Source organism: Alicyclobacillus acidiphilus NBRC 100859 (genome assembly GCF_001544355.1).
Classification (GTDB): Bacteria; Bacillota; Bacilli; order Alicyclobacillales; family Alicyclobacillaceae; genus Alicyclobacillus; species Alicyclobacillus acidiphilus.
The window spans coordinates 66,889-87,930 of the sequence record NZ_BCQI01000010.1 but is presented as its reverse complement, the minus strand read 5'-3'; the positions used below and the strand labels follow the sequence as shown (position 1 = coordinate 87,930).

The window sequence follows — 21,042 nt, the reverse complement described above, 5'->3', positions numbered from 1 at the left end:
ACAGAGCCATTCGGGAAGCTTGAGCAAGTTCCCGAATGGCTCTGTCCACCTGTCTGTTACCGATTACGATTTGATATACCGCCGCGCGCCGATATACTTCGGTCCCCAATAGGAATTGAATACGCTGTCGATGGACACGCCCATATCCTGCGAGTCGACCATTAAACCGTTTCCGATGTAGATGCCCACGTGCGTCGCACCCGGAGCATACGTGCTGAAGAACACGAGATCTCCAGGCTGCAAATCGTTCTCGGATACGGGTACGCCAGCAGCAAACTGCTCTTCCGAAGTACGGCTGATGTACACGCCAAAATGAGCCATCACGTACTGCGTGAAGCCGGAACAGTCGAATCCGCTCGGCGACGTGCCGCCCCAAACGTACGGCGTCCCCATGAACGATTCGGCAAACGCGATGATTGCCGATGGATCCGCAGTTACCAAACCGGCCGCCTGCTGTTGGACATATTGCGTATTGCTCTCTTGCTCTTCCGCCTCTTTCGTAGCCTCTTCAATCGCTTGAATGTCGGACTGTGTCAGTTGAATTTGGCTTTCGAGCATCCCTTGTTGTGCCTGCCCGTTCTGAATGTCGTTTTCGACATTCTCCAAATCACTTTCACGATGTGACTTCAACGTCTCGTCGGTTTGCTCGAGCGCTTCCAACTGCGACTGAACTTGTGCCAGTTGCTGCTCCGACGCCTTCACTTGGTTCTGCTTTTGGATAATGGACTGCTGCAGGGCCTTGACGTTGTTGACAACCTGATTCTGGGTTTTCGATACAACGGACAAGTCGTACAGCCTCGACAGGAAATCGCTGAAACTCGTCGCGTTAAACAGCACCTCGAGGTACGAAACATTGCCATCCTCATATTCACCGCGAACAATTTCAGCGAGCTCGTTTTGCTCCTGAGTCAACTCCGCCTGATTTTTCACCAGGTCCTCATCCAATTGTTGTTGCTGCGCCTTCAGTGCCGTCATCTTGACAGAACTCGATTGAATCTGCGCATCAACCGCGTGAATGGAATTGTTATATGTAGCGATGGCGTTCTTCAACATCAGCGCTTTCGACGCGTCGGTCTGAACCTGCTTTTCGATAGACAATTTTTGACTTTGCAGTTGTGACAATTTCGCTTGTTCATCCGCCAAGGAATCAGCTGAAACGGATACCGGATAGAGTGCGATAGAGACAACGGCAACAGTAGAAAGCCCCATGGTCACTTTGGATTTAATCGACATAGCAGCTCCTCTTACAATTCGATAACGTTCTATCTCTGCGAACGGCTGGTTCACGAATCCCTACCGAAAAAACAACCTGCACCTCTAGACGATGGTTCGCTAAAATTGCTTGTGTTTCTAGCAAATTCGACAAGCTTAAATTCGACACATTGCGCCGATCTCCTCCCTGGCGGCACACTCGAATTTCGCGAATTTTGCGGGATTGCCAATGAAATCACATATTGGAACGATGATCTCCAGCACACGGTCGTTGGCGAATCGTACAAGTTCATGTCTGGCGGTGTACAATGTAAGCGGTTCGTTTGAGGTTTTTTTGAGACAATCTTAAAGAAGGCCATTGGTATCGTGAGCTAGTGCCTGGCTCTTGAAACGCCTCGTTAATCCTTGGGTTTTCAATCGACTTTCAACGATTGACAGGTAGAGTCAGAAAGGAATTACCATGCTCGAATGCTATTCTCAGGGAGAGTGAACGACGATGTTGGATGCGCCAAACTTAGGCCTCGAGCTGCCACAACGAGAAGCGAAACCAAGACAATCCGGGTGGACCATTATTATTGACAATGGTGTTCCACTCCGCGAGTTTGAAGATGTGATGGACAGCGTCGGCACCTACGTTGACGTTGTGAAATTTGGTTGGGGTACCTCGATTGTGACGCCAAAACTCGAAGAAAAGATCCAGTGCCTGAAGAATCACGGCATTGATTATTTTTTTGGCGGCACATTGTTTGAAAAGTACTACATTCAGGGAAAGACCGAACGCTACACGGAATTTTGCCTGCGACACGAATGTCGCTATGTCGAAATTTCCAACGGAACAGTGCCCATGTCGAACGAAGAAAAGTGTGAATGGATTCATCGATACGCACAACACTTTCAGGTGTTGAGCGAGGTCGGTTTCAAGGACGTCAACCAATCGCTGATGCTTCCGCCGAATCGTTGGATTGAGTACATTCGGGCCGATCTCGCTGCGGGAGCCATCCGAGTCATCACGGAAGCCCGCGAATCTGGAACGAGCGGCATTTGCCGAGAAGACGGAGAATTGCGTTTCGGGTTGATTGAGGAAATCCTCGGCGCTGGCATCGATGTGAACTCGCTCATCTTTGAAGCCCCAAACAAGACGCTGCAAGCCTATTTTATTGAAAAGGTCGGACCGAGCGTCAACTTGGCGAACGTTCCGTTTGCACATATCATTCCATTGGAGACACTTCGACTCGGACTTCGCTCCGATACACTGATGCTGTTTGAAGAAGGAGGCCTTCACCATGCGTGACCCGAATAACGTATTTCACTTGGCTATCCCAGCCAAAGACTTGGACGAGACGTTCGAATTCTACGTCACCAAGCTCGGATGCAAACTTGCCCGTCGTTACGCTGACCGAATCACACTCGATTTTTTTGGCGATCAAGTAGTGTGCCACCTGTCTCAAGACTATGATCAACAAGTGAAGATGTATCCCCGTCATTTTGGTGTGACATTTAAGGACAAGCAGGAGTTTGACAATCTGTACAAGCTCGCCAAACAACGCGAGATTCCATTTTTCCAAGACTTATCGAAGCGTTTCCAGGGCAAAATCGAGGAACACGAGATGTTTTTCTTGCAAGATCCTTCGAACAATCTGCTCGAATTTAAGTACTATCCAGATCCCCGCATGATGTACTGATTGACCAGTTCAATATATCGACTGTCGCTCCCCTGCCGTTCACGCGGCAAGAGGGAGCGGCAGTTTTGTTTCACCGCATCCACAAATAACTTCACAAATCAAGCGCTGCCGGGAGCGGACTGCTTGTCGCAGGCCCCGAACAGCGCTTGATTTGCTGAAACGTATACGAAATGGTATCGGCTGTTCCCGTCAATACGCCATCAATAGCCGAAGGGCGTCGTCGAATTGAACGGGTCAAAACCACCGCCGCTGCCACTGCCTGATCCGAACGGCGTCTGGAAGCCGCCGCCGTCGGAGTTGTTGCTCGCGCTATTATTGTCACCGCCGCCCGCAGCCGTTGTGTTGGGCGATTCCTGCGATCCCAATGGAACATTCAGCGTCAGCTTCGTTTGTCCGCGATACACGGTAACCTTGACTACCTGCCCCGGCTTCATGGCGAACAGGTCGGTCCGCAAATCTGCCATGGTTTGCACAGTCTTTCCGTTGATCGCGATGATCACGTCCCCGGCCTTCAGACCTGCCTTTTTCGCTGCTGAAGATGTTACGGACTGCACGTAAAAACCGTAATCAACCGGGATATTCGACGGAATATACTGCGACGGTACCGTGGACAAGTCGATGCCTTCAACCCCGAGCGCCGGATGAACAGCGTGACCCGTCTGCATGATCTGATCTGCCACATTCAGCACTTCGTTCGACGGAATGGCGAAGCCCATGCCTTCGAAATCCTGCTCGACGATTTTACTGCTGTTGATGCCAATGACTTGGCCGCTGGCATTCAACAATGGACCGCCGCTGTTTCCTGGATTGATGGCTGCATCCGTTTGAATGACCGATTGATAATCCAAGGTGCTGTCGCTATCGGGTTCTTCAACAGGCATCATGCGCTGATTGCCGCTGACGATACCGGCGGTAACCGTATCCGCGAAGTCCAAGCCCATCGGCGTCCCGATCGCGATGGCGGGTTCCCCAACCTGAATGTCATCGGAGTTCGCGAACTGTGCGGGTTGCACATGCGCGAATGTGGAAATCGGCACTTTCAGCACGGCCAAATCGGTGAACGGGTCAGTTCCGACGACCGTGGCAGGTACCTGCTTATTGGTACTGAGAACGATTTCCACTTTTGAGCCGCCTTGCACCACGTGATTGTTGGTCACGATATAAGCATTTTTTCCGTCGTTATGGAAATAGACTCCCGAGCCGATGTCCGACTCCTGCGTCTGTGACTGCTGCGTAAAGAAATCGTCGGTGGTCGTGTAATTGACCACGGCAACCACGTCGGGCTCCACTTTCTTAAACACCTGTGTAATATCGTCATTCACGTTGACGTTGACAGACATCGGCGCACTCGAATTGGTTGTCGATTGTGAAAGCGAAGTCGTCGGTGTTGCGGTTGGCGAGTTGACGTTCTTGATGATCGGTGTGACCGCTAGCGTTGCGCCGGCCCCAACCAACGCTGACACAACGACTGTCGCTACCCATTTCAGGGAATTGGCAGACTCGCGGAATACGCCGTTGTCTCTCCTTGAACGATAGTATCCCATCGGATATTCCACACCTTTCGTCGACAAGTGACTCAACCGATGTCTGTAGTATGCACCGTGAATATTGAAACAGGCTCGAAATCAGTTTCGTTCCGCAGTTTCCGCGATTTCCACAAGTTGCGCCGCGGTTCGCCCACTCCGCACCGCGCCTTCCAAACTCGCGGGCCAGCCGGTGTTGGTCCAGTCGCCCGCCGCGTAGAGGCCAGCGATGGGCGTCTTTGCGTCCAGACGCGAAGTCCACGTGTTCGGCGCCGCCAAAAAGGTGGCATGGGGCTGCCACACGACCGAGGCGTGGCGGAGTTTGGCAGAACGCGCTCGGGGACACGCCCCGGCGATGGCGCGGGTGACCCGCGTGACGATCTCGGCGTGATCGAGCGACCGAAACGCGCCCGCGGCGGACACGGACACTGATAGCCAGCGCCCATCCCGACGCGATTCTGGCAATAATCTGCCGCGATTGAACACAAACATGCCGCCCATCTCGGTTGAAGCGAACACCTCGTGATCCGTCACTGGTTCCTCGTATTCGAGGAAGACATTCAGGATCGGACTCCACCGCAGTCCTTGTACCGCGGAGAACGGTTCGCGCAGGCGCCAATCCTCTGGGAGCAGATTGATGAACGCGTCCTGCGGGACCGTCGAAATGACGCGCGAGGTGGGCACGTTCGATCCGTCGCGCAGGCGCAAGCCAACGATCCGTCCATCTCGAACGTCGAGCCTTGCGACCGACGACGAGTAGTGAACGCGAACGCCTCGTGCCTGGAGACGGGCGATGGCTTCGGCGGCGAGATCGCCGAGCGGCCGAGTGAAAAGACCGAGACGCGCCCGCTTCCAGCCCGCCACGACGCCGATGCGGAACGATTCAGCCGCCAAGCCTGCGCTGATCTCATCGACATGCCCGTTCAGGACAGCCGTCCCAACCAAGTCCCACAATAATCCGATGGTGTCTTCCGACTGCCCCATTTGGCGCAGCCAGTCACCGAAGCTCTGCGCATCGAGGGCCATCGCGTCCGGATGCAGAAAACCAGGCGCGGCCCGCATGGCCCGAATGCGTTCGCGAAACGGAAGGTGACCATAGCGAAGCAGTCCTGGCAACAGGTGTAGCGGCCCGCTCAGGCGGCGACTCGACACATGCTGCAACTTCCCGCCATGATAGATCGGAATGTCCAGCAGCGGCTGAAACCGGAATCCCCCGCGCACGTCGAGCCGATCCAGAAGACCCACGTATTCGTCGCAACAGCCCAACAGCACGTGTTGGCCATTGTCCAGATCGAGACCCGATTTGCGGTCGACAAAGGAAAACGCGCGCCCTCCTGGATAAGGCGTGCGTTCGATCACGGTGATGGCATCTCCTCGGACACCACGTTCCAGCAAGGCCTCGACGGCTGCAATGCCAGCCCAGCCTGCTCCGATTACGGCTATACCGTCGCTGACGCGTTCCATAGTGCACCCCAGACTAACCTTAATTTACGAGACGATGACAAGCTCACTTTCTGGTCAAACACGTCGAAACCACGCTGCTGAATTTTTTCGAGCAGTTCGTGGTACATCAAAAACAGGACGCGAAGACACCGTAACGAATCGCGATCGATCAACGGAAACAACCGCTTTGCGTTTTGATAATAGGATTCTGCACGGGCAACCTGATCCTTCATCAGTTGATAAAACGCGGGCGTGCGGCGGCGGCTGACGAGATCGTCAACCGAATAGCCGTGTCGTCCGAGCTCCTCCTCTGGCAGATAGATGCGGCCGCGGTTAAGATCTTCCTTTAAATCGCGAAGAATGTTGGTCAACTGCAGGGCCCTCCCCATGTCCCGAGCAAGGGTGAGCGCGAGGGGATCGCGGAAACCAAACACGTGCACGCTGAGCACGCCAATCGTTCCAGCCACGCAATCGCAATACTCTTCCAATTCTTCGCTGCAGTGAAACTGGACCTGCTGCATGTCCATTCGCATGCCCCGAACGAGGCCGTCGAACGGTTCTTTCGGCAAGGAGAATTTGCGAATCGAATCGCCTAAGGCGACCACGATCGGCTCCTCGCTCGTCAGGTAATCTGGACCAAACGCCTCCTGGTACATCCGCTCGGCTTTCGCCAGTTGCCGTTCTGCCTCTTCACCTTGATAGTCGTCCACGGCGTCGTCGCACATGCGGCTCCACGCATAAATGGCGTACATCGCAAACCGTTTCGGAGAAGGCAGCAACCGCATACCGTAAAAGAACGAGCTCCCGGCTTGACGTGTAGCCTTAGCGCAGTAGGCATACGCCTGTTCTACATTCATCCGACGTCATCTCCTTGGTTGGCCGCCCCGATGAGTGTCCGGAAGGCAATCCACAACTTTTGCCTGTTTGAAACCACGGGCCGTCGAATGAACGGATCGTAGTTTTGCGCCCGCAACGCGTCCAGTATCGCTTGGCCGCCCAATCGGTAAAGACGGAGCTGCATGCTTAGTCGTCGAGGTACCATATGTTCCAGTTTGGCACCTTTGGCAAACCATTGTGCAGTCCGATCCACTTCGAACTGGATACAAGCCCGCAATCCGTCTGTCATTCGGCCATTCCAGATGTCGTCCAGCGAAGATCCGAAACGCAGCAGATCGGCTTCGGGCACGTAAATGCGGCCAGCCTTCGCATCGCGGTGGATATCTTGCAGATGGTTCGCAATCTGTAAAGCTGTGCAGGTGTAGTCAGAGAGAGCATAGCGTTCTTCGTCGCGATACCCAAACAACCCCAACACCAATCTGCCGACGGGATCGGCGGAATAGCGGCAGTAGTCTCTCAGGTCTTCCCACGTCGCGTAGGTCTTTTGCGTTTGATCCCGTCGATTGACTTGGATGAGCCGCAAAAACGGCTCATCCGGAAGTTCAAATTGCGAAATGGTAAACTGAAGCGCGCGAAAGGCTGGCGTTTCCGGTTGGCCGTCGTAACAACGGCGGAGTTCCTGCTCAAACGCGTCCAATGCAGCAAGACGATCCCCATCCAGTTCATCTCCGAGATCGTCCACGCCGCGGCAAAAAGCATAAATAGAACAAAAGTGCGGTCGAATTGCGCGTGGAACGAATCCGGATACGACGGAAAAGTTCTCGTAATGCGACATCGTGAGTCTCTTGCACACCTCGAAATCTGGCTTCAGGCGTTCGGGAATCTCACGCATGCGACGACTACCCCTTCAGCGCGTTGAGGGCATCGCGATACCGCCCCAAAGCGAGTACTGGGAATATTTGACGATAGAGTGTATAGCCCAGATAGAAGTCTTTCGGAAAACCCGTTCCCGTGAAGACCTCTTCGTCCCAACTGCCGTCAGGGCGCTGCGTCTCCGTCAAATACGCCACACCTTTGGTAACAGCCTCTGATTCGACACGCCCGCCAGCAATCAACGCCATCAATGCCCACGCGGTCTGCGATGGTGTACTGATACCGACTCCGGCAAAGCGCTCGTCGTCGTACGAACGGCAATCCTCGCCCCAGCCGCCGTCCTCGTTCTGGTGTTCCACAAGCCAGTCGAGCGATTTTTGAACGAACGGCTCTTTCATATCGACGCCAACGGCCTTGAGAGCCGGCACAACAGCGCCGATACCATAGATATAATTGACGCCCCAGCGTCCGAACCAGGAACCGTCCGGTTTTTGCGCTTGCTTGAGGTAGGTGACGCCTCTTGCAACCACTTTCCACGCCTCGTCGTAGCCGAAGCTGCCGAAGCATTCGAGCACGTGCGCGGTGACGTCCTCCGAGGGCGGATCGATCACCTCGCCGAAGTCGCAGAACGGGATTCGGTTTGGCAAGGTCTTGTTGTTGTCAACATCATAGGCGCCCCAACCGCCGTTCGAACTTTGCATGGCCGTCAACCAGCGGAATCCCGAAGTCATCGCGTCGCGGCGGCGGGCTTCGTTCGGCAGCTTCAATCCATTGAGCGCCCACACCACAATCGCCGTGTCGTCGATGTCGGGATAGTGATCGTTATCAAACTGGAACGCCCAGCCGCCTGGTTTCGTCTTCTTCCGACGGACAGACCAGTCGCCTGGCGTCCGGATTTGCCTGTCCAGCAGCCACTCGCCGGCTTTAACCAACGCCGGATGGTCTGGTGCAAGGCCGCCTGCACGCAAGGCCAGAATACTAAGCCCCGTGTCCCAAACAGGCGAAATGGACGCTTGGAACATCCAGCCGCCATACGGCGTTTCCAGCCCGTACGTGTCGAGGCCTTCCCAGCCTTTGATGAACGCCGGATGGTTGGTCATGTTCAGCACTTTGAGCGCCAACAGCGCGTAGAACCACGGCGGCTGAATCCCGCCCCACGATCCGTCGCCGGCCTGGTGCTCCAAGATCCAGCGAAGCGCATTCTCTTCCGCAGCCTTGCGGAATGGATGGACGGACCAGGATTGATAATGTTTCAAAACCTTGTCCAACATCAAGAAGAATTTCGAATTGCCGCCTTTGGCCGAAGGCGGTGACGGTGGAACGTCCGTCTCAAACAGTTCCGGCACCTGAGCATACTCTGGCAGGCGGAAGACCGGACGATGACTCATGACGATGGTCAACGTGACGATGGTCGGCCGCGCCCACGACGCGAAATCGTAGATATTCAACGGTTGGTTCTTGCCCAAGAGCATGATTTCAGGCGGTACAATCGGAAGCTTGTTCCAATCGTATTGCCCGACGACGGCGAGCCAGAGCCTGGTGAAGACGCGGGTGGACTCCACACCGCCCTTGCTTTGGATGAATGCCCGCGCCCGCTTCATCCGTTCCTCGTCGGGAGAGACCCCCAGCAGCTTCAAAGCGGTGTAGGCCTCGACCGTCGCATTCAAATCCTGCGGACCGTTCGGGTAAATCGACCAGGTGCCGTCTTCCCGTTGTTCGTGAAGCAGGTATGTCTTGACCTTTTCCATCCGTGCCTGGTCCACCTTATCCAAGCAGTGACAGAGCAGGACGTATTCCGCTTCCATCGTGACATTCGTCAACAGCGGCGCCCACCAATAGCCTTCGTCGCGCTGTTGGCTCAATAGAAACTCGACGCCCGCGTCGAGTGTCGTCAAATAAGCCGGTACATCCAAAAGCTGCTTCGACACGCGATTCACACCCTTCCCTATCGTTTCATCGTGATCGGGCAGGCTCCACCGCATTTGCGCGGAACCATTCCACAGCGCGCCGCAACGCGTCCTCGACCGGCGATTGAGGCATTCCAAGTTCCCGAACGGCTTTGGCCGCATCAAAATACATCGGTGTCTTGGCCAGTTGTACGCCTGCGACGGGCGCCCGAGGCGGACGCCGCAAGATAGGCGAAAGCATCCAATCGTCGATCACGGCTACCGACATCGCGAACCAGAATGGCAATTTCACCGTCGGTGGTTTTCTCCCCGCCAGCCGTGCCACAGTCGCGACGAGATCGCCAAAATGCATATTTTGATTGCCGAGAATGTAGCGTTCTCCGCGAACACCGCGCTCGAACGCAAGCAGATGGCCGAGCGCGACATCCTCGACAGCGACGAGATTGAGCCCCGTCTCGACGTACGCCGGCATTTTTCCCAACATGGTATCGAGCACGATTCTCCCCGTCGGCGTGGGTTTGACGTCGAACGGTCCGACCGGCGTCGACGGATTGACGATCACGACATCCACGCCGTCCTTCGCGGCGTCCATCGCCAACCGTTCGGCCAGCACCTTGGTCCGTTTGTAGGTGCTGTGGACGCGATCCGGATCGTTGAAACCGTCCGTCTCGGCGGAAGGACGGCCATCGTCGCGCAGTTTCACAGCCGCGGTGGAACTGGTGTAGACGAGCCGCACGTTTCCCGCCCGGCGAACGGCGTCGATGATCCGGCGCGTGCCTTCGACATTGGCCGCGTACATCAACGCGTCGTCGCGGCGATCGAGCGAATAGTGCGCCGCGACGTGAAAGACGGCGTCACAGCCTCGGACAGCGTCGTCGAGGCCGGTTCCGTCGGCGAGATCGCCATACAGGATCTCGGCGCCCAAATCCGCCAAACGACCCGCCGACTGTTCGTTTCGCACCATCGCCCGAACGGCATGTCCTTTCTGCAACAAGACGGACACCACGTGATATCCGACGAACCCGGAGCCACCTGTCACCAACGCGCGCACGCGAGTTCCCTCCCAATGTGGCTGAGAATGCGGCGCGTCTTGACCGCATTCCACGGAAGTGTCAACGCTGGCAGCCACGTGCCCGGCCGTTTCCAGGAAGGCAATTCGTCTGTCTGCCTATCGAGAACGACGCGGACAGCGTAGAACGGGATGTCGCGGCGCTCGGCGCACTTCGCCCAACTGTACGTCTCCTGGTCCACCCACGACGCCTCGTATTCGGCGTGCAGTGAAGCTTTGACCTCTGGAGTGGCCGCGACGGTTGCGACCGAGAGCATGCGCCCGCCTTGGATCACCGCCGCCTTCGCACGGTCTGGTTTCCCTGTGGCTTCGCCCAGGCGCCTTTGCAGCGCCTGAACGAATTCGACCGGCCACTGCTGCAACACGATGGCATCGCGCGTTTGCCCGTCCACGACCTCGCGCGGCAGCACGACATCGGTTTGCCGCGCGCTCGGCGCAAGCCCGCCGCACAGCCCAATGCCAATCAGCCTGCGCGGCCGCACAACGTCGATCCATTCTTCTGCACGCCGCTCTGCGTTCGCCGGCCCGACGCCGGTTCGAGCAACTTGCCACCCTGGCAAGTTCGCGAGCGTGCCAACCGCACTTGCTTCAAATCGAAGTGCCGCAAAAACTAGGCAATCTGTCGCCATCCCTTATGAAGCAAAGAACCAACGAACAAGTTTCCACGTATCGGCCGGCGTCATCGCGCCCACCGCCGAAGCCTCGTAGCCGCTGTGCATCATGCAACTCGCGCAGCGCGGATTCTCACCGTAGCCAAACTCATCCCAGTTGGTCTTGGTCATCATGTCTTCGAACGTGTCATAGTGTTCATCCGTCAGCAAATAGCAAGGACCCTTCCAGCCTTTCGGGTTCCGGTTCGGCATCGCCCAGGGCGTGCACTTCAAGTCCCGCTTGCCGAGAAGGAAATCGAAATAGATAGGCGTGTCGTAGAAGCGAATCTTGTTGCCCGCGTATTTCAAGATATCGGCAACGAGTTCATTGACTTCCTTGCGATGCAAGAAGATGTTGCTGTTTGCCGAGTCGACTTCTTCATATGTGAAAGCGGGAGATACAATGCAGTTGTCGACGCCGAGATCCATCAGTTCGCGCAACAGTTCTCCCGTATCCTTGGCGGACGCGCCTTTGTACAGCGTCGTGTTGGTCGCGACGCGGAAGCCGCGCTCTTTGGCCGCTTTGATGCCTTTAATGACGATATCGAACACGCCTGCGCGTTCGACCATGCGATCGTGATGTTCACGTTTGCCGTCCAAATGAAATACAAATGTGAAGTTCGGATTGGGCTCCAACTTGTCCAATACCCGATGGAGCAAGATGCCGTTGGTGCACAGCATCACCAGCTTTTTCCGTTCCAGCATTCCCTTGACGATCTCGACGATTTGCGGATGCACCAAGGGTTCTCCGCCTGCAATCGACACGGCCGGAGCCCCGCATTCTTCAATCGCCGCGAAGCAGTCTTCCGCTGTCAGACGCATCTTGAGCACTTCTTCGCTTTGCCGAATCTTCCCGCATCCGGTGCACGTCAGATTGCACAATTCCGTTGGCTCGAGCATCAAAACCATTGGGTAGCGCTTGACGCCCTTGAGCTTTTGTGTGGAGATATACTTCGCCATTCCAAGTGCTGAAGCCAGTGATTGTCTTGCCATCGTGTTCCCCTCCTATACTTTCTCGATGATATCTGTGTTTCAAAACGAGAAGTAAGTATGAAAGATTGCCTGAAGGAACAATATCCCTTTTTCTATGACAAGTGCAACTTTTGTCGGTTACTTCGAACGATTGGCCAACGCGTCGAGAAACGACTGCTTTCCGCGAGCCTCAAGCCACGCGCGGAGCCGGCCCGTGACCACGGCAGGCCGCTTTCGAAGATCCGCCCAAGATTTGGAGCCCGTCAACACCAGCATCATATGCATATCCGCGTGCAAGGCTTCAATGTAACTTGACACCGCGTCTTCCCCGTTCGGCTCGTGCAACAAGCGAAGAATCGGTCCCGCGATCCCGACCGCCGACGCGCCCAACGCCATCGACTTGACGATGTCCTCCGCCGTCCGAATACCGCCAGAAGCAATCACGTCGACCCGATTGCCCACTTCCGACACGACCTCGGCCAGCGTGGCAGCCGTCGACATCCCCCAACTCTGCCAGTTCTCAGCCAACTGGATACCTTTTCGCCAGGCTTCGACGGCGATAAAATTCGTACCGCCCCGGCCGCCGACGTCGATGGCCCGCACACCGCAGTCCGCGAAGACGCGCGCCTGTTCCGCGGCGATCCCCTGGCCGACCTCTTTCGCGATCACAGGAACGCCCATGCTCGCCACGACTTCGCGCAGTCTGTCCAGCGCGCCGCGAAAGTCTCGATCTCCCTCTCGCATAAACATCTCTTGCGCCACGTTCCAATGGACCTGAAGCAGTTGCGCGCCGACCAAATCCAAAGCCGCTTTCGCAGTCGCCGCGTCCGTACCCATGCCGACGTTGGCGATCACGAGTCCGTCCGGGTTCTCCTCGCGTACAATCGCGTAGGTATACGCGACCTCCGGTGTACGTACGCCAGCCGTACCGCTGCCAAGCGCCATGGCCAATCCGTGTTTCTTGGCGATCCTCGCCAATTTCCGATTGATGTCATAGGCTATCTCGGCACCTCCGGTCATCGCGTTGATGATGATAGGAGAAGTCAAGCGGTAACCGCACAACGTTGTGGACATGGACACTTCGGCCACTGCCAATTCGGGCGCACAGCACGGGACGAGATCGACATCTTCCAACCAGTTCGTAGCGACGATGTTGTCGCCCAGTTCGCGAACAGCGGCAATATGTTCAGCTTTGCGCTGTTGGCGAAGGTCCCCTACTATGTTCTGCATCTCAAGTCCCTACTTTGTCCAAGATCTGTGTGCCATCCGCCTCAAGACCAAGCAGACGCAGCACGTCATCGACAATGCCTTCGGCGTCCAATCCCAAGGCATGGAGCACCTCGGAACGCGAGCCGTGTTCGACGAACTTGTCGGCGATTCCCTTCCGGCGCAGCGGCACAGAAATTCCCGCATCTGTCAGACATTCAAGAATGGCCGAGCCAACGCCACCAGCCAACGCAGTCTCCTCGACGGTAAGAATCGGAACGCCAGTTTGCGCGATCGACAAGATGGTCTCTTCGTCCAACGGTTTGACAAACCTCAGGTTGACCACCGTCGCATCGATCTGGTGTTTCTCCGCAAGGATCTCTGCCGCTTTCATCGATTCGGCGACCATCGTACCAAACGCGAGAATCGAAACGTGTTTCCCCGTGCGCAAAACTTCCGCCTTGCCCCACGGAAGCGTCTGCAACGGTTCGCTCAACGGCACACCCAGGCCGTCTGCCCGCGGATACCGCACCGCGACTGGACCGTCGTGAAGGCTGGCTGTGTACAGCATGTGGCGCAGTTCGTTTTCATCTTTTGGCATCATCAGTGTCATATTCGGAATGGATCTCAGATATGCCACATCAAACACGCCCTGGTGGGTTTCACCATCAGGCCCGACGATGCCCGCGCGATCCACCGCCAGCAAAACTGGCAGATTCTGAATGCAAATATCGTGAATGGTTTGGTCGTACGCTCGTTGCAAAAACGTCGAATACACCGCAAACACCGGTCTCTTTCCATCCGCCGCCAAACCTGCGCAGAAAGTCGCCGCATGCTGCTCCGCGATACCGACATCGAACGTGCGAGTCGGAAACTCCTTTTGAAAACCGATCAATCCACTGCCCGACAGCATCGCCGGCGTTACGACGACGATCCGCTCGTCGCGTCGAGCCAACTCTGCCAACGTTTCGGCAAACACATTGGTGTAGGAAGGCTTTGGCGTCCCTTTGACCGCCGAAGGCCACGCATGCCATTTGTCTGCGGAATTCTCCGCTTGAGGGTAACCTTTTCCTTTTTCAGTAAGCGTATGAATAAGAACTGGACCACGAATCTCTTTGACACGTTCAAATACAGTAATCAACTGCTGCAAATCGTGGCCATCGACCGGGCCGATATACTTGAATCCAAACCCCTCAAACGGCGTGATCGGCAGGATCATGTGCCGTGCGGCACCTTTAGCCCTGTCCAACATGCGTGTGACCTTCGCGCCGACACCATTCAGTTGCCGCAAAATGTAGTCGATATCCGACTTGGCGCGGGCATAATTCGGATCTGTGCGCAGCCGCGTCAAATACTTCGATACAGCGCCCACATTGGTCGAGATGGACATTTCGTTATCGTTCAGAACGACGAGCAAATTCGTGCCAAGATCCCCGGCGTGATTCATTGCTTCCATCGCCATGCCGCCTGTGAGCGCACCGTCTCCAATGACAGCGATGACATGGTGATTTTCATGCCTGAGATCGCGAGCGACCGCCATTCCGAGCGCCGCGGAGATGCTTGTACTCGAGTGGCCTGCGCCGAACGGATCGTGCTGGCTCTCGTTTCGTTTGAGAAAACCAGCCAGCCCCCCGGTCTTCCGTAGCGTCGAGAATTGATCTTGACGACCAGTCAAAATCTTGTGCACATAACCCTGGTGGCCAACGTCCCAAATAATCTTGTCCTGGGGGCTGTTGAAAACGCGGTGAAGCGCGATAGTCAGTTCAACAACGCCCATGTTGGCGCCAAAGTGTCCACCAGTGCGAGAAATCGATGTGACAAGAAACTCCCTGATCTCCTGAGCAAGTGTCAGGAGCTGGGATTCCGAGAGTCGTTTTAAGTCTTTTGGATCGTGAATCGAATCAAGTAACGTATTCAACACCTCGATTGCACCAGAATGTACATCCGACAAACTCGGCGCCGGCTTCCTGTGGCAGCGTAGGCCTTCCGGTGTCCCAACTCACCTCCTCGGCTCGGAGTCTGCAAAACCATAAAAAGAAAAGTGCATGATATATCTCAATTAGCGTACCAAAATTTGATGGTCCATCGCAAACGATCGGCCAGTTTAAATATGGTGAAAAAGATTGACGATCGCGTAGCCCCCGTACGCAATGATAAATGTCGAGCTGATCATCCCTACCAGAATGCTTGTAACCATCAGTATGGGATTCCATCGCATAAGATAACCTATCGCCATACAAACGTACGCCCCGAGAATCGGACAGAGCGGCACAAGCACCCAGACACCGTAGCGGCCGTACTTCTTGGACAGCTTCTCCGCCTTCTGCAACCGCTTCTGGGCCCACTTCCACCGTGTGACGATCTCGTTGAACGCAAACATCATGATGGGAAGGGAAATCAGGTTGGCAACAATCGAGATCGTAGCGCCCATGAACGGATGAAACCCAAGCGGGATGCTGGCTGCGGCAGCCGGCTGCGCTTCCAGAACAATCGACGTGCCTATCAACGACAGCGCGCGCACGGCATCCCCTTGCGTGATGCCCAGGACGAGCGCAATCGTAAAGAAAATCAGGGAAAGAACGATTCCGTACAACAATCCACGAAAAAACGTGGTTCGAGTGGCGGTGGATCGAATTTCTTTTCCCACAAATACCCTCCTAACAGGATCAAACCTGTCTACGTCACCGAATCTACGTCACGATGCCAGACAAACCGCCTTACGCATTCGTATGGGTCGCTGGCTTGCCCAATTCGACAGCCATCTCGCGCAGATAGGCGCGAATCCACTCCATGCGCCGGGACGCCAGAAATCGCGCGATGTCCGTGTGCAGCGTATCGGGAATTCGGAGCAGCTTGACATACACGTGATCGAGCCCGTATGCCTTGTCGTTTGGCTCCCGCGCCTCGCAAAACGGATCGGCTTCATGGTAGAACGGCCGCTCCATCGACGCGCAAGTGGAGAAAAGGCGGGCCATGCCAATCGCGCCAATGGCGTCCAGTCGATCCGCATCCTGCAACACCTTCCCTTCCATCGTGGAAGGCACGACGCCTTTCGAAAACGAGTGGTTGGCGATAGCATACGCCACCGCTTCGCGTTTTTCTTCCGGAAAATCCAACTGCTCCATCACGACGAGCGCGTGCTCTGCGCAAACATCGCCTGATTCTCGCGATTTGGGATGCCCTTTTGGGTAATTGAATAGTTCATGCAGATACACGGAAGCCATGACGATGTCGACGTCCGCCGCGACCTCCGTGAGGATGGTTCGGGCGTTCTCCGCCACCCGCAACACATGCAGAAAGTCGTGGGCGGGATCGGCAAGGCTGCGTTCTCTCGCGATCTCGATGTAAGGCTGAAAATCGATTCCGGTCATCGCTCCATCCTCCTTCCCCACCCGCCAGCGCCAGCGAACGTCGCATCGTTTACGTTTAGTAAGGCTTGTCGGAGTGCCCCATTTGTTCGGCCTGCTCCACAGCCTCATGCGCGCCTGCCGCGCCAATTGGGCCGCCAACGCGCGCGGAGCGATGCTTGGCCAAACCATCGCGAACGCGTGCCCCGTAATCTGGATCGCATTGTGTAAACAACTCGATCATCTTGGTCTGAATATGCTCTGCGCAAGGCGCCAGTGTATTGACAAGATTGGCAATCAGTTCATCGCGTTCCCATTGCTCAAACGCCCGATACCTCTCGCCAGCCTGCTTGAAATTGTCCGTGCGATCAATCGGCTGGCGAACCAGCTTGCCTTCCACGTGCGGCGTGTAATCCGGACCGGCGGCCTCCGCCTCCTGGAGTCCGTGCAGCGTCGACGGCTCATAGTTCACATGCGGGTTATGGCCCGGCGCCAAGTCGACGAAGTAGGTCATTTGGCCGTCTCGCTGGTTGGTGGCGACCCGTTTCTTCGGCGAGTTGATGGGGAGTTGGAGGTAATTCGGCCCGACCCGATACCGCTGCGTGTCCGAATAGGAAAACGTGCGCCCTTGCAACAGCTTGTCGTCCGAAAAGTCGAGTCCATCGACGAGTACGCCCGTGCCAAACGCGGCTTGTTCCACTTCGGCGAAGTAGTTCTCCGGATTTTTGTTAAGCACCATTCGTCCAACTGGCAAAAACGGAAACTGATCTTCAGGCCACAGTTTGGTGGGATCGAGCGGGTCAAAGTCGAGCTCCGGGTGTTCGTCGTCGCTCATGATCTGAACGCACAGCTCCCACTCTGGGTAGTTGCCTGCCTCAATAGCCTCGTACAGGTCCTGCGTCGCGTGGTTCCAATTCTTTGCTTGGATCGCTTCCGCCTCGGCTTGGGTCAGATTTTTGATCCCTTGCTTTGGCTCCCAATGGTATTTCACGAGAACGGCTTCCCCGTTCTGGTTCACCCACTTATATGTATTCACGCCCGATCCCTGCATTTGCCTATAATTCGCAGGAATCCCCCATGGAGAGAATAAAAATGTAATCATGTGCATCGCTTCCGGGGTCTGCGAGATGAAGTCGAAAATGCGCTCGCCGCTTTGGATATTTGTCACAGGATCGGTCTTGAACGCGTGAACAAGATCAGGAAATTTCATGGCGTCGCGAATGAAAAACACCTTCAGGTTGTTGCCAACCAGGTCCCAATTGCCGTCTTCCGTGTAAAACTTGACGGCAAAACCGCGCGGATCGCGAAGAGTCTCTGGTGAATGCGCCCCCATGTTCACCGTGGAGAACCGAGCAAACACAGGCGTCCGCTTTCCCGCCTCCTGAAACACCTTGGCCCGCGTGTACTTGAACACGGGCTCGTCGCCGACTTTGCCGTACGACTCAAAGTAGCCGTGCGCACCGGCCCCGCGGGCGTGCACGACGCGTTCCGGGATGCGTTCGCGATCGAAATGGCTGATCTTCTCGATAAAATGGTAGTTCTCCAGCGTGGCCGGACCACGATTGCCGACCGTGCGCACATTTTGATTGTAGACGACCGGGTGCCCTTGCCGCGTCGTCAAGGAATCTCCGTTCTCACCGTTGCCCAAGCGATGATCCGCCGCATCGCCAACTCCGGAAACATGGGTTCCGCGGACTGGCGTCATCTCTGTGTCGCTCATGCCATCCCCGTCCTTATCATATTGCGATGAACAGACTGACGCGGCATGCGTTGTCGCTCTACCGCGCGTTCGCGCACTACCAACATCGCACTGCGGCCATCAGCGCTTCCATCATTGGAAGTCTGTGCAAATGTATCGCAATCATACGGAGGTTCTGGTATCGACTCACATTTGATTGGACTGCTCCAACGTTCGCAGTGTTCGCAAAAAGCGGCGCTGTCGTTCCATGCAATAGCGAACGATGCGATCCGCATTCGGCGATACCTCTTGGAACTCGACACCGAATTGCCAATCGCCTTCGGTCGGCTCATACGTCACGCGAGAGACGGTGCCACTGTACTGGATGGGGCACTCGCCCTTCTCCAAATCCAACGTGAGCGATCCGTGAATCACGTCTCCCTCGCCGAGCAGCTGCTTGGATGCGCAGGCCAGGAACCCGCCGGCGCTTAAATCCAATAGATTGAGACGAAATGTATCTGCCCCCACTTGAACCGTCGTTCTCAGCGTGACCGGAACGCGAAAGTTTTGACGTCTCTGAACCCTCCGAATTTGATCCCGCGCCGGTTTCGCAAGTTCCACGAGTGGAACTCTTTCCTTTTTGTGCTCCAGAACGACCGTGTCGAAGCTGACGTAGCCGTCAAGCATGTAGCCTACGTTCACTCGCGAGCCGACAGGCAGCAGAATCGCGTAACCATTCGCGTCGAATGGAGCCGTCACCAGGATCGTCTCATCCGTCACATCGTCGACGCGAACCGCATGCTCAATTTCGCTGTCACGCACGTCGATGGCGGTTAAAATCACATCCTGAAACTTCTTCGGATACATCGTTGCCCTCCTTAGCTGGGCGGCGAAAATCTCCAAGTATTACCGTCAAAAGACGAATGGATACCAAGCGGCGTCAGCACATTCTGGATGTCGCTGACGCAGACGTAGATGTCGCTCTTCCCCGTTTGTGGATTGGTCCATAGGTGACTCGGCGCATTTCCCACCAAAGAACCATTCGCGAAAAAGTGAATCATGCCTGCGAGGGAAATGACATTTGATTGTGACACTGTACCGGCCACGGTTAATCGCAAGGACTGTCCGTCCCAATTCGCCTTGACGCCCATGCTGTTGAGCAGTGACACGACGTCGTCAACTGGGACATACACCGCTTTTCGAATGTGCTGGATGGGCAAATTTTGAACGGTCTTGCCCGTGACCACGGTCATTTTGTCGGGGTTCGGCTCAACGACGACCGTCGTCGACATCGACGCCCCATCGTTCAATTGACTTACGTACCTGTACGTACCTGGTTCCGTAAACGTCTCCTGGTAGGTTTGACCTGCTTGCAAAATCCCGGAACCGGCGCTGTCGCCTGGCTCGATCCCGCTCGAAGCGTGACTCCCTGAACTGGGTCCATAGGTGGACGCCACCGTGGACGGATTGTCCGCCTCCTGGTCGACTGGACTGCTCGACGCTTGGTTCGGGCTTTCACTCGAGCCGGACGCCACTGCCGATACCGGCGTCACAGTGTGAACGCCGTAATTGCCCACTTGCTTCCAGACGACCGTATCGCCGTCGTGGATGTGCAGCGTCTCGGGAATAAATTGATCCAGTGTGAAGGATGGTGACGAAAGCGGGCTCACAGCGACGAGTCTGCTGTTTTTGTCATCGATATCCAAATACCAAACCCCTTGCGGAATCTCGCTTGCCCTTATCGTCCCGGCAAAACTCGCGGTTCCTTTGGAACTGGCCGTTGCCAGCGGAAACTTGGCGTTGGTCAGTCGAGCCCCAGTTGTGCCCGTGCCTTCGACCAGCGTCATTTGGTACGGTTGATTCGGCTGCAGTCCCGCAACGGACGCCCGGACGCTGTAGCCTGACACTTGACCTGCGCGATTGACCATCGCGGTCCACGTTCCAGTGCCGTGCGGGCCGCTTTGGCCCGTTCCAGCAAACGAAAGGGCGCCCTCGGTTGCATTCGGCAAACCGATCTGTGCAAAATACGTAGCGGTCCCGTTTTTATTCACCTGTGATTGATAATGAATGGTCTGCAGGGCAGCATCGCCCGATTCGAAATCGCTGGTTTCCTCCGATTTGGATAGTGCGTTGTACTGAGCTTGACTGTCTGGATACGCCGTGCCAGTCGGATGGACGATGACGACGCCCATCATCCCGGGGTGCAGAAGATCGTAATACGGGTAGACTCCTGGCTTCGTAAAGGTGAGCAGATAGGGCTTTGAGGAGAGTGGGCCTGACGCCGTGTAAGAACTGCCGTCATACGTACCCACACCAACCGCTTGCATCGCTTGCGGACTCCCGTACGAAGGGAGTTTCCCGTCCTCGCCTGGAAAGTTCACAACCTGCTGCCTGCCCGTAAAAGCGATGGTATCTCCGGCGTCAATCGTGATGACGCTTGGAAAAAACGCGCTCGCCAATACCTTGTCGGCATTCAGAAGGCCGACGTCGACCGTCCAAGTCCGCGGCGACAATGGTGTGATGTTTGCGGTTACAAGCGGAATCGCACCGATGAAGATGCCGATGGTGACGACCGCAGCGATGGCGGGACGGGCCCAGTGTCGAAGGCGCAAAGACGCTTCACCCTTTCGAGACGATACAATT

At 55.9% G+C, this 21,042-nt stretch carries 18 protein-coding genes; 2 read left to right on the top strand and 16 right to left on the bottom strand.

What is annotated here, in order from left to right:
• Positions 1–63 precede the first annotated feature (63 nt).
• Positions 64–1,233 carry a C40 family peptidase gene (locus AAC01S_RS05885; RefSeq protein ID WP_067620294.1) on the bottom strand — a complete coding sequence of 390 codons (1,170 nt, stop codon included), beginning with the start codon at positions 1,231–1,233 and terminating at the stop codon, positions 64–66.
• 475 nt (positions 1,234–1,708) lie between these two features.
• Here AAC01S_RS05885 and AAC01S_RS05880 point away from each other — a divergent pair, with 475 nt between their 5' ends.
• The gene (locus AAC01S_RS05880; protein ID WP_067620291.1) at positions 1,709–2,503 is read left to right on the top strand and encodes a phosphosulfolactate synthase; all 795 of its coding nucleotides are present in this window, start codon (positions 1,709–1,711) and stop codon (positions 2,501–2,503) included.
• Positions 2,496–2,894 (top strand): VOC family protein, encoded by a 399-nt coding sequence (locus tag AAC01S_RS05875; RefSeq protein WP_067620288.1) that lies wholly within the window; start codon positions 2,496–2,498, stop codon positions 2,892–2,894. Before AAC01S_RS05880 ends, AAC01S_RS05875 begins: the two co-directional genes overlap by 8 nt.
• A 200-nt stretch (positions 2,895–3,094) precedes the next feature.
• Here AAC01S_RS05875 and AAC01S_RS05870 read toward each other — a convergent pair whose 3' ends face one another.
• The 15 genes from AAC01S_RS05870 to AAC01S_RS05800 all read right to left on the bottom strand — a co-directional run bounded on the left by AAC01S_RS05870 (position 3,095) and on the right by AAC01S_RS05800 (position 21,011).
• Entirely contained in the window at positions 3,095–4,438 is a 1,344-nt protein-coding gene (locus AAC01S_RS05870) for a S1C family serine protease (RefSeq protein WP_067620285.1), read from the bottom strand.
• A gap of 81 nt (positions 4,439–4,519) precedes the next feature.
• The gene (hpnE, locus tag AAC01S_RS05865; RefSeq protein ID WP_067620282.1) at positions 4,520–5,881 is read right to left on the bottom strand and encodes a hydroxysqualene dehydroxylase HpnE; all 1,362 of its coding nucleotides are present in this window, start codon (positions 5,879–5,881) and stop codon (positions 4,520–4,522) included.
• Positions 5,857–6,717, bottom strand: coding sequence for a phytoene/squalene synthase family protein (locus AAC01S_RS05860; RefSeq protein WP_067620279.1), 861 nt, complete (start codon positions 6,715–6,717; stop codon positions 5,857–5,859). Before AAC01S_RS05860 ends, hpnE begins: the two co-directional genes overlap by 25 nt.
• Positions 6,714–7,589, bottom strand: a complete 876-nt coding sequence (gene hpnC, locus AAC01S_RS05855) for a squalene synthase HpnC (protein WP_067620276.1) — start codon at positions 7,587–7,589, stop codon at positions 6,714–6,716. The genes AAC01S_RS05860 and hpnC overlap by 4 nt, the downstream gene beginning before the upstream one ends.
• A 7-nt stretch (positions 7,590–7,596) precedes the next feature.
• Positions 7,597–9,498, bottom strand: a complete 1,902-nt coding sequence (gene shc, locus AAC01S_RS05850) for a squalene--hopene cyclase (protein WP_067620273.1) — start codon at positions 9,496–9,498, stop codon at positions 7,597–7,599.
• A 25-nt stretch (positions 9,499–9,523) separates the two neighbouring features.
• Positions 9,524–10,528, bottom strand: a complete 1,005-nt coding sequence (gene hpnA, locus AAC01S_RS05845) for a hopanoid-associated sugar epimerase (RefSeq protein ID WP_067620270.1) — start codon at positions 10,526–10,528, stop codon at positions 9,524–9,526.
• Entirely contained in the window at positions 10,513–11,106 is a 594-nt protein-coding gene (locus tag AAC01S_RS05840; RefSeq protein ID WP_169794015.1) for a phosphorylase family protein, read from the bottom strand. Before AAC01S_RS05840 ends, hpnA begins: the two co-directional genes overlap by 16 nt.
• A gap of 72 nt (positions 11,107–11,178) precedes the next feature.
• The gene (hpnH, locus tag AAC01S_RS05835; protein ID WP_067620263.1) at positions 11,179–12,189 is read right to left on the bottom strand and encodes an adenosyl-hopene transferase HpnH; all 1,011 of its coding nucleotides are present in this window, start codon (positions 12,187–12,189) and stop codon (positions 11,179–11,181) included.
• 117 nt (positions 12,190–12,306) lie between these two features.
• Entirely contained in the window at positions 12,307–13,398 is a 1,092-nt protein-coding gene (gene fni, locus AAC01S_RS05830; RefSeq protein ID WP_067620260.1) for a type 2 isopentenyl-diphosphate Delta-isomerase, read from the bottom strand.
• Position 13,399: 1 nt separating this feature from the next.
• Positions 13,400–15,295: a 1-deoxy-D-xylulose-5-phosphate synthase gene (dxs, locus tag AAC01S_RS05825; protein ID WP_067620324.1), complete on the bottom strand. Its 1,896-nt coding sequence runs from the start codon at positions 15,293–15,295 to the stop codon at positions 13,400–13,402.
• Positions 15,296–15,478: 183 nt separating this feature from the next.
• A complete protein-coding gene (locus AAC01S_RS05820; protein WP_245630095.1) occupies positions 15,479–16,021 on the bottom strand; it encodes a small multi-drug export protein in 543 nt (180 codons plus the stop codon).
• A gap of 70 nt (positions 16,022–16,091) precedes the next feature.
• Positions 16,092–16,745: an HD domain-containing protein gene (locus AAC01S_RS05815; RefSeq protein ID WP_067620257.1), complete on the bottom strand. Its 654-nt coding sequence runs from the start codon at positions 16,743–16,745 to the stop codon at positions 16,092–16,094.
• 55 nt (positions 16,746–16,800) lie between these two features.
• Complete coding sequence (locus AAC01S_RS05810; RefSeq protein ID WP_083511558.1) at positions 16,801–18,441, bottom strand: catalase; 1,641 nt, start codon at positions 18,439–18,441, stop codon at positions 16,801–16,803.
• A 165-nt stretch (positions 18,442–18,606) separates the two neighbouring features.
• Positions 18,607–19,266, bottom strand: coding sequence for a flagellar brake protein (locus AAC01S_RS05805; RefSeq protein ID WP_067620254.1), 660 nt, complete (start codon positions 19,264–19,266; stop codon positions 18,607–18,609).
• A gap of 11 nt (positions 19,267–19,277) precedes the next feature.
• Positions 19,278–21,011, bottom strand: a complete 1,734-nt coding sequence (locus AAC01S_RS05800) for a cupredoxin domain-containing protein (RefSeq protein ID WP_067620251.1) — start codon at positions 21,009–21,011, stop codon at positions 19,278–19,280.
• Between the last annotated feature and the right edge of the window lie 31 nt (positions 21,012–21,042).

Coding starts and splice junctions, on each gene's coding strand:
- AAC01S_RS05885 (WP_067620294.1), bottom strand. CDS start 1,233: ATGTCGATTAAATCCAAAGTGACCATGGGGCTTTCTACTGTTGCCGTT.
- AAC01S_RS05880 (WP_067620291.1), top strand. CDS start 1,709: ATGTTGGATGCGCCAAACTTAGGCCTCGAGCTGCCACAACGAGAAGCG.
- AAC01S_RS05875 (WP_067620288.1), top strand. CDS start 2,496: ATGCGTGACCCGAATAACGTATTTCACTTGGCTATCCCAGCCAAAGAC.
- AAC01S_RS05870 (WP_067620285.1), bottom strand. CDS start 4,438: ATGGGATACTATCGTTCAAGGAGAGACAACGGCGTATTCCGCGAGTCT.
- hpnE (WP_067620282.1), bottom strand. CDS start 5,881: ATGGAACGCGTCAGCGACGGTATAGCCGTAATCGGAGCAGGCTGGGCT.
- AAC01S_RS05860 (WP_067620279.1), bottom strand. CDS start 6,717: ATGAATGTAGAACAGGCGTATGCCTACTGCGCTAAGGCTACACGTCAA.
- hpnC (WP_067620276.1), bottom strand. CDS start 7,589: ATGCGTGAGATTCCCGAACGCCTGAAGCCAGATTTCGAGGTGTGCAAG.
- hpnH (WP_067620263.1), bottom strand. CDS start 12,189: ATGGCAAGACAATCACTGGCTTCAGCACTTGGAATGGCGAAGTATATC.
- fni (WP_067620260.1), bottom strand. CDS start 13,398: ATGCAGAACATAGTAGGGGACCTTCGCCAACAGCGCAAAGCTGAACAT.
- AAC01S_RS05815 (WP_067620257.1), bottom strand. CDS start 16,745: ATGACCGGAATCGATTTTCAGCCTTACATCGAGATCGCGAGAGAACGC.
- AAC01S_RS05810 (WP_083511558.1), bottom strand. CDS start 18,441: ATGAGCGACACAGAGATGACGCCAGTCCGCGGAACCCATGTTTCCGGA.
- AAC01S_RS05805 (WP_067620254.1), bottom strand. CDS start 19,266: ATGTATCCGAAGAAGTTTCAGGATGTGATTTTAACCGCCATCGACGTG.